Source organism: Streptomyces sp. TRM49041 (genome assembly GCF_008271805.1).
Classification (GTDB): Bacteria; Actinomycetota; Actinomycetes; order Streptomycetales; family Streptomycetaceae; genus Streptomyces.
Map to the genome: position 1 here is coordinate 1 of NZ_VSRY01000074.1, position 11,141 is coordinate 11,141.

The following is an 11,141-nucleotide window of genomic DNA, read 5'->3' on the forward strand; positions in this document are numbered from 1 at the left end:
TGTGGGAGAGTAGGACACCGCCGAACTATTTTTGATGGGGGAGCCCCGCACCGTTGGTGCGGGGCTTCTCGCATTTCCGGACCGAGTGCCCGTGACCCAACCCCCGCGCACAGGGCGGTCGGCGCTGACGGTAAGGTCAGGGGGCAGCGTTGGCACTTTTCCCACAGGAGGCACTCGGGTGGAGGTACAGGAGACTCGCGTTCAGACGGACCGGGTCCTCACCATCCCCAACATCCTGAGCATGGCCCGGCTCATCGGAGTACCGCTCTTCCTGTGGCTCATTCTCCGCCCCGAGTTCGGCGGACCCAACAGCGACGGCTGGGCGCTGCTCGTCCTCGCGCTCAGTGGCATCAGCGATTATCTCGACGGCAAGCTCGCCCGACGCTGGAACCAGATCAGCAGCCTGGGCCGTCTCCTCGACCCCGCTGCCGACCGCCTCTACATCCTGTCCACCCTTGTCGGCCTGACCTGGCGCGACATCCTGCCGCTCTGGCTCACCGCGGCACTCCTCGCGCGAGAGGTGATGCTCCTGGTGATGGTGGGAATCCTCCGGCGCCATGGATATCCGCCGCCACAGGTGAACTTCCTCGGCAAGGCCGCGACCTTCAACCTGATGTATGCGTTCCCGCTCCTTCTGCTCAGCGACGGCGACACATGGCTTGCGTCACTCGCTGAAGTTTTCGGGTGGGCCTTCGCCGGATGGGGTACAACTCTCTATTGGTGGGCAGGGATCCTCTACGTGGTCCAGGTCCGCCGACTTGTCAAGGCGGATACCGCGGCCGATTGACCCTGTCTGCCCCGCGCCGAGGAACGAATCCCGGCGCCGGTGCGATGTCAGAGGGCCACAGCAAAGACGGGTGAAGTCGGCCAGACCGTCGTCTCTGCAAGGAGGACGCTTCCGACATGAAGGCCGTCGTGATGGCCGGAGGCGAAGGCACCAGACTTCGCCCCATGACCTCAAGCATGCCCAAGCCACTCCTGCCGGTCGCCAACCGACCGATCATGGAGCACGTGCTGCGCCTGCTCAAGCGGCATGGACTCACCGAGACCGTCGTAACCGTGCAGTTCCTAGCCTCGCTCGTAAAGAACTACTTCGGTGACGGCGAAGAGCTCGGAATGGAGCTCACCTACGCCAACGAGGAGAAGCCACTCGGCACCGCCGGCAGCGTCAAGAACGCCGAAGAGGCGCTGAAGGACGACGCGTTCCTCGTCATCTCCGGGGACGCTCTCACCGATTTCGACCTGACCGACCTGATCGCCTTCCACAAGGAGAAGGGCGCCCTGGTCACGGTCTGTCTGACGCGTGTCCCGAACCCCCTCGAATTCGGCATCACCATCGTCGACGACGAAGGCCGGGTCGAGCGATTCCTGGAGAAACCCACCTGGGGCCAGGTCTTCTCCGACACCGTCAACACCGGCATCTACGTGATGGAGCCCGAGGTCTTCGACTATGTCGAGCCCGACGTTCCCGTCGACTGGTCCGGAGACGTCTTCCCGCAGCTCATGAAGGAGGGTAAGCCGGTCTACGGCTATGTCGCCGAAGGCTACTGGGAGGACGTCGGCACCCATGAGAGCTATGTGAAGGCCCAGGCCGACGTGCTCGAAGGCAAGGTCGAGGTCGAACTGGACGGCTTCGAGATCTCGCCCGGCGTATGGGTCGCCGAAGGTGCGGAGGTCCACCCCGACGCCGTACTGCGCGGGCCCGTCTACATCGGCGACTACGCCAAGGTGGAAGCCGATGTGGAGATCCGCGAACACACCGTCGTCGGCTCCAACGTGGTCGTGAAGAGCGGCGCCTTTCTGCACAGGGCGGTGGTCCACGACAACGTGTACATCGGGCCACACAGCAACCTGCGTGGCTGTGTGATCGGCAAGAACACCGACATCATGCGGGCCGCCCGCATCGAGGACGGCGCCGTCATCGGCGACGAGTGCCTCGTCGGTGAGGAATCGATCGTGCAGGGCAACGTACGCGTCTACCCGTTCAAGACCATCGAGGCCGGCGCCTTCGTCAACACCTCCGTCATCTGGGAGTCCCGCGGTCAGGCGCACCTCTTCGGAGCCCGCGGCGTGTCCGGCATCCTCAACGTCGAGATCACGCCGGAGCTCGCCGTGCGGCTCGCCGGGGCGTACGCGACGACGCTGAAGAAGGGCGCCACCGTCACCACCGCCCGAGACCACTCCCGTGGTGCGCGGGCGCTCAAACGGGCAGTGATCTCAGCCCTCCAGGCCAGCGCCATCGACGTACGTGACCTGGAGAACGTCCCCCTGCCCGTCGCGCGGCAGCAGACCGCGCGGGGCAGCGCAGGCGGCATCATGATCCGGACCACGCCCGGGGTGCCGGACTCCGTCGACATCATGTTCTTCGACGAACGAGGCGCCGACCTCTCCCAGGGCGGGCAGCGGAAGCTCGACCGGGTCTACGCACGGCAGGAGTACCGGCGGGCGTTCCCGGGCGAGATCGGCGACCTCAGCTTCCCGGCGAGTGTCTTCGACCAGTACACCGGGGCGCTCCTCCACAATGTCGACACGACCGGCATCCCGGACGCCGGCCTGAAGGTCGTCGTCGACGCGTCCAACGGCAGCGCCGGGCTCGTACTGCCCAGCCTGCTCGGACGGCTCGGAGTGGACTCCCTGACGATCAACCCCGGGCTCGACGAGTCGCGGCCCACCGAGTCCGCCGAGTCCCGCAGAGCCGGGCTCGTGCGGCTCGGTGAGATAGTCGCGTCGGCGCGGGCCGCGTTCGGCGTGCGGTTCGACACCGTCGGTGAGCGGCTGTCGCTTGTCGACGAACGCGGCAGGATCATCGAGGACGACCGGGCGCTCCTCGTGCTGCTCGACCTCGTCGCGGCCGAGCGGCGCAGCGGGCGCGTGGCGCTGCCCGTCACGACGACGAGGATCGCCGAGCAGGTCGCCGCGTACCACGGCACACAGGTCGACTGGACGACCACGTCGCCGGACGACCTGACCCGGGTCGGCCGCGAGGAGTCCACCATCTTCGGTGGAGACGGGCGCGGCGGGTTCATCGTTCCCGAGTTCAGCAGTGTCTTCGACGGGACGGCCGCGTTCGTACGGCTCATCGGCCTCATCGCACGTACCCAGCTCACCCTCAGCCAGATCGACGCGCGTATCCCGCGAGCCCATGTGCTGCGGCGGGATCTGGCGACGCCGTGGGCGGTCAAGGGGCTGGTGATGCGGCGGGTCGTCGAAGCCGCCGGGGACCGGCACGTGGACACCACCGACGGTGTGCGCGTCGTCGAGGCGGACGGGCGGTGGGTGCTTGTGCTGCCCGACCCGGCCGAGGCCGTCACCCATCTGTGGGCGGAAGGCCCGGACGACGCCTCCGCCCAGGCCCTGCTCGACGAATGGGCGGCCGTGGTCGACAGCGCAGGTCGCTAGCCCCGAGCGCAGGGTGTGCGGCCGGTGTGCCGGGTGGTGCCCGAGGGAGGCACCCGGCACACCGGTGGGGCCATTCGGCGGTAGCCCCTCCGACATGCGACGATGTGCGGCATGTCGCAGCAGCCCCCCGTTCGGACCACCGGCTCCCCGCCTCCGCGTCCCGACGCCTCGATGTCGCTGCTGACCAATGTGATCGACCACGCCCTCGACGACGGCTACGCGGAGGCATCCGCCCGTCGCGCCGCCGAGGGCGGCGGCCTGCCGCGCACGATGCGCGCCAAGCTGGGGCTGGCGGCCGGTCTCGTCCTCGCCGCCGCGGTCGTTACGCTCGGCGCCGCGGAGGCACAGATATCGGCGCCCGTCGTGGCGAAGGAGCGAGAAGAGCTCATCGACCGTATCCACGACGAGACGGCCGCCGTGGACGGCCTGGAGAAGAGCATCGAGGACCTGCGCCGAGAGGTGGGGGAGCGGCAGCGCGCGGCGCTGCAGGAGCTCGGCGGGGACCGGAGCCGTCTGGTCGCGCTGCTGTCCGGCGCCACCGAGGTGAGCGGGCCCGGGGTGAAACTGGTCGTCGACGACGCCAAGGGCACCGACCAGGGAGGTGGCGGGCCCCGCGAGAGCAGCGGCTTCTCCGACACGGGGCGGGTGCGCGACCGGGATATGCAACGCATCGTGAACGGGCTGTGGCAGTCCGGCGCGGAGGCTGTCGCGATCAACGGGCAGCGGCTGACGGCCCTGTCCGCGATCAGGGCGGCGGGTGACGCCATACTGGTCGACAACAGGCCGCTGGTACCGCCGTACACGGTCCTGGCGGTGGGGGACGGGAAGAGGCTCAGCACCCGGTTCCAGGACAGCGCGGACGGCCGCTATCTGCACGCGCTGTCGGAGAACTTCGGTATCCGCAACAGCATTTCGACCCAGGAACGGGTCAGTCTGCCGGCGGCGCCGAGCCTGATCGTACGTACAGCACAGCCGAGGACCTCCGGAGCCGGGACGGGTGACGGGCGGGGCGCGGCCGACACAGGGAAGGGCACATCGTGATCGCCGTACTGGGCCTCGTCGTGGGAGTCGTGGTCGGACTGTTGATCCGGCCCGAGGTTCCGGCGGTGGTCGAGCCCTATCTGCCGATCGCCGTCGTCGCCGCGCTCGACGCGGTCTTCGGCGGACTACGGGCCATGCTCGACGGGATCTTCGTCGACAAGGTCTTCGTCGTCTCCTTCCTGTCGAACGTCGTCGTGGCCGCGCTGATCGTGTTCCTCGGCGACAAGCTGGGCGTCGGGGCGCAACTGTCGACGGGTGTGGTGGTCGTCCTCGGTATCCGGATCTTCTCCAACGCGGCCGCCATCCGGCGGCATGTGTTCCGGGCGTGAGGCCGATGAGCGACGAAGAACAGACCCCGAAGGCGCCGGCCGAACAGAAGACCGGTCGGCAGCGGCTGGCCGCCGGGCTCTGGCCGCCGCGCGTGACCCGTGCCCAACTGGTGGTCGCGTTGCTGCTGTTCGGCCTTGGACTCGGCCTCGCCATCCAGGTGCGCTCCACCAGCGACGACGGCACCCTGCGGGGTGCCCGCCAGGAGGACCTCGTCCGGATCCTGGACGAGCTGGACGACCGCAGCCAGCGGCTGGAGGACGAGAAGACGCGCCTGGAGGCGCAGCGCCGGGAGCTGGAGAACAGCTCGAACCAGGCCGAAGAGGCCCGTAAGCAGACGCAGGAGAGAGAGCGTCAGCTGGGCGTCCTGGCGGGTACGGTGGCAGCCGAGGGCCCCGGCATCACACTCACCATCGAGGACGTGCTGGGAGCCGTCGAACCGGACAAGCTGCTCGACACCATCCAGGAGTTGCGCGCGGCCGGCGCGGAGGCGATCCAGGTCAACGACGTCCGGGTCGTCGCGGACACGTACTTCTCCGGGAGGGCCGGGGCCGTCGAGGTGGACGGGCGGAAGATCACCCCGCCGTACCGGTTCAAGGTCATCGGCAAGCCGCAGGATCTCGAGCCGGCGCTCAACATCCCCGGCGGCATCGTGCAGACGCTGGAGAAGGAGCAGGCCACGGCCACCGTTACCCGGTCGGAGAAGATCATTGTGAACGCCTTGCGACCGGCGAAGCGGCCTGACTACGCTCGGTCGTCATCGCAGTGAGCAAGAGGCGCATGGGGGCCGCGCGGCGGGGGAATGCCCGAGGGACCGAGCCGGACAGGGGAGGCGAAGCAGTGGGGGTAGCTCCCGTGGCCGAAGAGCCGCGCCGCCCTGGCCGAGAGGCTGCGGGGGGTCGCCGCATCACGAGCGTGGTGCGTGGTGGAAACTGTCCGGAGGATACGGACGTTGTGAAGATGTCCGGGTCGGCAGGTGTGTTCATTCAGGGTTCGTCCTGCCCCACGGGCGGGTCTGTTTCGTTCAAGGGGAATCGCCCGTGAAGTTGTTTGCGAAGTTGTTCGGCAAGAGCGCACGCGAGGACGGCGGCAACGCCAGGCATCGCGCGCCCCGGCACGGTCAGAGCGAGGAGGAGCAGGGCGGGGAGCGTCCGCTCTTCCGTGACGAGGTCGCTGGTCCGGGTGGTGACATTACGGGCGGCGAGGGCGCGTCTTCTGTTGACCCTGCCGGTCCCGGCCGCATAGGTTCCGATCCGTACGCGACCAGCGTCCACGCGGATCAGCCGCGGCAGGAGGATGGGTCCATGCCGGTGTGTACGAGGTGCGGACACCGCAATGCCGAGGCGAGTCGGTTCTGCTCCAACTGCGGGGCTCCGCTGCGCGGCGGTGTCCCGCCGGAGCGCGCGTCCGAGACCACGTCGACGATCTCCATCTCGGGCCTTGAGGCGTACGACGGCGAGACGACCGGCCAGACGCCGCTGCCGTCGCTGTCGCCCGAGGCGCAGGCCGCCGTGGAGGCGCTGCCGCTGGGCTCGGCGCTGCTCGTGGTGCGCCGTGGCCCGAACTCCGGCAGCCGCTTCCTCCTCGACGGCGATCTGACGACCGCGGGCCGTCACCCGCAGAGCGACATCTTCCTGGACGACGTGACTGTGTCCCGTCGCCATGTGGAGTTCCGCAGGGCGGCGGACGGCAGCTTCACCGTCGCGGACGTCGGCAGCCTCAACGGCACCTATGTCAATCGTGAGCCGATCGACTCGGTCCTGCTCACCAACGGTGACGAGGTGCAGATCGGCAAGTACCGCCTGGTCTTCTACGGGAGCCAGCGGAGCGTCTGACCTCCCCCGGACTCCGTCCGGGGGGACCCCCAGGAAGGTCCATGCTGCGAACACCGACGGGCGGTGCCGGCCACGGCACCGCCGACGCGGGCGACCGGCTGGTGAGCATCGGCACGGTGCTCAACCAGCTGCGGGAGGAGTTCCCCGAGGTCACCATCTCCAAGATCCGGTTCCTGGAGGCGGAGGGGCTCGTGGAGCCGCGGCGGACCGCTTCCGGATATCGGAAGTTCAGCCCGGACGACGTGGAGCGGCTGGCGCTGATCCTGCGGATGCAGCGGGACCACTATCTGCCGCTCAAGGTCATCCGCGAGCACCTGGACGCCCTGGGCCGCGGTGAGCAGGTGACCCTGCCCGCCCAGGGCGCGCAGAGCGATCGGCTGGACGGGGCGCATCCGTGGGAGCCGGAGCAGGACCGGGTCACGGCCGCCCGGATCGGCCGGGACGAGCTGCTCGCCGCAGTCGAGGTGGGCGAGGAGGAGCTCGCCGAGTGGGAGTCGTACGGGCTCATCACCGTGGCGGCGGACGGCGGGTACGACGCCGAGGCGGTGACCGTCGCGAAGCTCGTCGCCGAGCTCGGGCGGTTCGGCCTGGAGCCCCGCCATCTGCGGGCTGTGAAGGCCGCCGCCGACCGTGAGGCAGGGCTCGTCGATCAGGTGGTCGCCCCCCTGCGGCGGCACCGTAACCCGCAGACCAGGGCCCACGCCGAGGCGACCGTGAAGGAACTGGCCGCGCTCTCCGTCCGCCTGCACGCGGCCCTGGTCAGATCGGCCCTCGGAGTCCGGTTCCACTGATCTTGGCGGGGCCCGACTATCCAAACCGGTGCGGCACGTCCTAGGGTTGCTGTGTGAACGAGCTCGATGTTGTCGGTGTCCGGGTGGAAATGCCGTCCAACCAGCCGATCGTGCTCCTGCGTGAAGTGGGAGGCGACCGATACCTCCCGATCTGGATCGGCCCGGGTGAGGCGACGGCGATCGCCTTCGCCCAGCAGGGCATGACCCCTGCCAGGCCGCTGACCCATGACCTCTTCAAGGATGTGCTCGAGGCCGTGGGCCAGGAGCTCACCGAGGTCCGCATCACGGACCTCCGCGAAGGGGTCTTCTACGCGGAGCTGGTCTTCGCCAGTGGTGTCGAAGTGAGCGCCCGGCCCTCCGATGCCATAGCGCTGGCCTTGCGTACCGGGACGCCGATCTTCGGCAGCGACGGCGTGCTCGACGACGCCGGAATCGCGATCCCGGACGAGCAGGAGGACGAGGTGGAGAAATTCCGCGAGTTCCTCGACCAGATCTCCCCCGAGGACTTCGGCACCAGCAACCAGTGACCGTGCCACGGTGAGCCGCTCCGGGGCCGCGCGGGGTCGGGTCCGGGCGCGGGGCGGTCCGCCGGGCCTGCTGGGGCGCATTCAGCGCTCCCGGCGCATTCGAGAAGCAGTTCCCGGAAGCCGGACACGCCAAACCACTCTCAGGGTGATTATCACTCGGCGTGGCGAGTGTGGCGATCGTTGACGCACCCCTGGGGACTGCCTACCGTCGATGTGGCAGGTCAAGGACGGAGGGTCGGCGTGATGAGCAGCGGCGACGGTACGGCAGGGGGTCTTCCCGGGCGGAGTCCGGGAGGGAACGGCCCGTATCCGCTTCACGGAAGTGCGGCCGACTCGACGACCGACGCCATCGGGTACCGGGGCCCCACGGCGTGTGCGGCGGCCGGCATCACCTATCGGCAGCTCGACTACTGGGCGCGTACGGGGCTGGTCGAGCCGAGCGTCCGGCCCGCGTACGGATCGGGCACGCAGCGTCTCTACAGCTTCCGGGACGTCGTCGTCCTGAAGATCGTCAAGCGGTTTCTGGACACCGGGGTCGCCCTCCAGAACATCAGGGCGGCCGTCCAGCATCTGCGCGGGCGGGGCCTGCACGATCTGGAGCGCATGACGCTCATGAGTGACGGTGCGACCGTCTACGAGTGCTCGTCGCCGGACGAGGTCGTCAGCCTTCTCCAGGGCGGTCAGGGCATCTTCGGGATCGCGGTGGGTGTGGTGTGGCGGGATGTCGAGGCGGCACTGTCACAGCTGCACGGCGAGCGTGTCGACACCGGGGAGACCCTCGTCGGGCACAATCCGGCGGACGAGCTGGCCCAGCGCAGACGCGACAAGGCCGTCTGACAGCCGAACGTGTCGTACGTGTGTGCGGGCGACTGTCAGTGGTGTGAGGCAGCATCGGTGATGTGAGAGCCGCGCCGACGATTCTGCATCTGGACATGGATGCGTTCTACGCCGCCGTCGAACAGGCGGCGAAACCGAGTCTGCGCGGAAAGCCCGTGATCGTGGGCGGGCTGGGCCCGCGCGGGGTCGTCGCCACCGCTTCGTACGAGGCGAGGCGGTTCGGTGTGCGGTCGGCCATGCCCATGGCGCAGGCGAGGCGCCTCGCGCCCAACGCCGCGTACCTGGTGCCGCGCTTCACCGTCTACCGGACGGTGAGCGGGCAGGTCATGGAACTGCTCGGCCGGCTCTCGCCGCTCGTGGAGCCGCTGAGCCTGGACGAGGCGTTCGTGGACCTGGAGGCAGGGGGCGTCGCCGATGACGCGGCGACGGCGAGGGCGGTCGGCGAACAGCTCCGCGCGGACATCTACCGGGTCACCGGCCTGACCGGGTCCGTGGGGCTGGCGGGTTCCAAGATGCTTGCGAAGATCGCGTCCGAGGAGGCCAAGCCCGACGGGCTCCTACTGATCGAACCGGGGACGGAGCGGGCTCTGCTGGGGCCGATGGGCGTCCGGACACTGCCCGGCGTGGGGCCCGCCACGGCGGAGCATCTGCGGCGGGCCGGCATGACGACGGTGGCCGACCTGGCCGAGGCGGGCGAGGACGAGCTGGTGCGGCTCCTGGGCAGGGCCCACGGGGCGTCCCTGTACGAGATGGCCCTGGGCCAGGACGACCGGCCGGTGGTGGCGGAGCGGGACGCCAAGTCGGTGTCCGTGGAGGACACCTTCGACGTGGACCTGCACGACCGGGTGCGCGTGCGCTGGGAGGTGGAACGGCTCGCCGAACGGTGCGTGCGCAGACTGCGGGAGGCGGGGCGCTCGGGGCGGACGGTCGTGCTGAAGGTACGGCGGTACGACTTCTCGACCCTCACCCGCTCCGAGACCCTGCGGGGGCCGACGGACGACCCCGTGGTGGTACGGGAGGCCGCCGCACGGCTGCTGGACGCGGTGGACACCACGGGCGGGGTCCGCCTGCTGGGCGTCGGCGTCAGCGGCCTGGCCGACTACACCCAGGAGGACCTCTTCGCCCAGGCGGCACATGAGGAGGAACCGGCGCAGACGCCGGACGGGGTCGTTGCCGCGGGCACCGCGCCTGCGGCACGCAGGGGTGAGCCCACGGCGGCCCCGGCCGGCACCGGTGCCCCCGAAGCCGGTGGGACGGGCGGCCGGGGGACGGATGCGCGTGTGACGCGAGACAGCGGCGAGGACTCCGTGGCAGGTACGCCCGGTGCCGCGCTGCCGGCCGGGGGCGGCGGGCAGGTGGTGGTATCCGAGGGTGGCGGGTCGGGTGAGGGCGCCGACGACGGTGTGCCCGGTACGGCGGCTCAGGGCGCGGTCGGCGGCGACGCCGGGGCCGCTGCGCACGGCGGAGGCGGCGCGGGGGCGCCGGGGAGCGGTGCGGAGGCACCGGGGGAGCGGCGGTGGGTGGCCGGGGGCGATGTCCGGCATGCGGTGTACGGGGCCGGGTGGGTGCAGGGGAGCGGGCTGGGCCGGGTCACCGTGCGGTTCGAGCAGCCCGGATCGGCGCCCGGGAGGGTGCGGACCTTCCGGGTGGACGATCCCGAGCTGGAGCCCTCGGAGCCGCTTCCCCTGGTGCCGGGCGGTCAGTCGTCGCCGTCCGCCAGCTTGCCGAAGGACGTGTCCGGGGAGCCGGTGCCCGGCAGGTCCAGGCCGTAGTGGCGGTACAGCTGGACCTCCTGCTCGGGGGAGAGGTGCCGGCCGACGCCGAAGTCCGGGGCGTCCTTGATGAGGGCGCGTTCGTACGGGACGCGCAGGCCGTTGTCGACGAGTTCGCTCGGCTCCAGCGGGACGAACGCGTCGCGGCCGAACAGCCCCGTCCGTACGGCCGCCCATTCCGGCACGCCCGTCGCGTCGTCCAGGTACACCTCGTCCACCGTGCCGATCTTGTGGCCGTCGCGGTCGAACGCCTTGCGCCCGATCAGGCTGCGCGGGTCGATGTCGGTCTGCACAGTTCCTCCAGCCGGTCACAACTGGTCCGTAAACACTACGAAAGAGCACAACCGTGACGTCGGCCACTCGAGGGATCGGCCCGGAACCTCGCTGGTAGGCTGGCAATGGCCGCTGACCCTGTGCGGGAGAGTCCTCCGGAGAAACCTTTCCGGAGGCGCCGAAGGAGCAAATCCTCCCCGGAATCTCTCAGGCCCCTGTACCGCACGGACGAGGTCACTCTGGAAAGTAGAGCGGGCGTCGGACGGCACCCGCTCTCACCGACGGTGAAAGCCGTGCGCCGACCCCCGCCGGGCCGGGCATGGTGAAGCTCTCAGGTTG

11 protein-coding genes and 1 riboswitch are annotated in these 11,141 nt (G+C 69.8%); of the genes, 10 read left to right on the plus strand and 1 reads right to left on the minus strand.

Features of this window, described 5'->3' with window-relative positions; translation table 11 throughout:
- The first annotated feature begins 178 nt into the window (after positions 1–178).
- The 10 genes from FVS66_RS05085 to FVS66_RS05130 all read left to right on the plus strand — a co-directional run bounded on the left by FVS66_RS05085 (position 179) and on the right by FVS66_RS05130 (position 10,529).
- Positions 179–787 (plus strand): CDP-alcohol phosphatidyltransferase family protein, encoded by a 609-nt coding sequence (locus FVS66_RS05085; RefSeq protein WP_149179782.1) that lies wholly within the window; start codon positions 179–181, stop codon positions 785–787.
- Between the two features lie 116 nt (positions 788–903).
- Positions 904–3,399, plus strand: a complete 2,496-nt coding sequence (locus tag FVS66_RS05090; protein ID WP_149179783.1) for a mannose-1-phosphate guanyltransferase — start codon at positions 904–906, stop codon at positions 3,397–3,399.
- A 111-nt stretch (positions 3,400–3,510) separates the two neighbouring features.
- Positions 3,511–4,440, plus strand: a complete 930-nt coding sequence (locus tag FVS66_RS05095) for a DUF881 domain-containing protein (RefSeq protein WP_149179784.1) — start codon at positions 3,511–3,513, stop codon at positions 4,438–4,440.
- Positions 4,437–4,769: a small basic family protein gene (locus FVS66_RS05100; protein WP_010469069.1), complete on the plus strand. Its 333-nt coding sequence runs from the start codon at positions 4,437–4,439 to the stop codon at positions 4,767–4,769. Before FVS66_RS05095 ends, FVS66_RS05100 begins: the two co-directional genes overlap by 4 nt.
- A gap of 5 nt (positions 4,770–4,774) precedes the next feature.
- Entirely contained in the window at positions 4,775–5,536 is a 762-nt protein-coding gene (locus FVS66_RS05105; RefSeq protein ID WP_149179785.1) for a DUF881 domain-containing protein, read from the plus strand.
- Between the two features lie 163 nt (positions 5,537–5,699).
- Positions 5,700–6,602, plus strand: a complete 903-nt coding sequence (locus FVS66_RS05110; RefSeq protein ID WP_149179786.1) for an FHA domain-containing protein — start codon at positions 5,700–5,702, stop codon at positions 6,600–6,602.
- A gap of 41 nt (positions 6,603–6,643) precedes the next feature.
- Positions 6,644–7,393, plus strand: a complete 750-nt coding sequence (locus FVS66_RS05115; RefSeq protein ID WP_149179787.1) for a MerR family transcriptional regulator — start codon at positions 6,644–6,646, stop codon at positions 7,391–7,393.
- A 53-nt stretch (positions 7,394–7,446) separates the two neighbouring features.
- The gene (locus tag FVS66_RS05120; protein WP_058941224.1) at positions 7,447–7,920 is read left to right on the plus strand and encodes a bifunctional nuclease family protein; all 474 of its coding nucleotides are present in this window, start codon (positions 7,447–7,449) and stop codon (positions 7,918–7,920) included.
- Positions 7,921–8,163: 243 nt separating this feature from the next.
- A complete protein-coding gene (locus FVS66_RS05125; RefSeq protein WP_149179788.1) occupies positions 8,164–8,757 on the plus strand; it encodes a MerR family transcriptional regulator in 594 nt (197 codons plus the stop codon).
- A 62-nt stretch (positions 8,758–8,819) separates the two neighbouring features.
- A complete protein-coding gene (locus FVS66_RS05130; protein ID WP_149179789.1) occupies positions 8,820–10,529 on the plus strand; it encodes a DNA polymerase IV in 1,710 nt (569 codons plus the stop codon).
- Here FVS66_RS05130 and FVS66_RS05135 read toward each other — a convergent pair.
- Positions 10,457–10,822, minus strand: coding sequence for a PRC-barrel domain-containing protein (locus FVS66_RS05135; RefSeq protein ID WP_149179790.1), 366 nt, complete (start codon positions 10,820–10,822; stop codon positions 10,457–10,459). The genes FVS66_RS05130 and FVS66_RS05135 overlap by 73 nt on opposite strands.
- A gap of 113 nt (positions 10,823–10,935) precedes the next feature.
- Positions 10,936–11,035, plus strand: a riboswitch (glycine riboswitch).
- Positions 11,036–11,141 lie beyond the last annotated feature (106 nt).

Coding starts and splice junctions, on each gene's coding strand:
- FVS66_RS05090 (WP_149179783.1), top strand. CDS start 904: ATGAAGGCCGTCGTGATGGCCGGAGGCGAAGGCACCAGACTTCGCCCC.
- FVS66_RS05095 (WP_149179784.1), top strand. CDS start 3,511: ATGTCGCAGCAGCCCCCCGTTCGGACCACCGGCTCCCCGCCTCCGCGT.
- FVS66_RS05105 (WP_149179785.1), top strand. CDS start 4,775: ATGAGCGACGAAGAACAGACCCCGAAGGCGCCGGCCGAACAGAAGACC.
- FVS66_RS05115 (WP_149179787.1), top strand. CDS start 6,644: ATGCTGCGAACACCGACGGGCGGTGCCGGCCACGGCACCGCCGACGCG.
- FVS66_RS05125 (WP_149179788.1), top strand. CDS start 8,164: ATGAGCAGCGGCGACGGTACGGCAGGGGGTCTTCCCGGGCGGAGTCCG.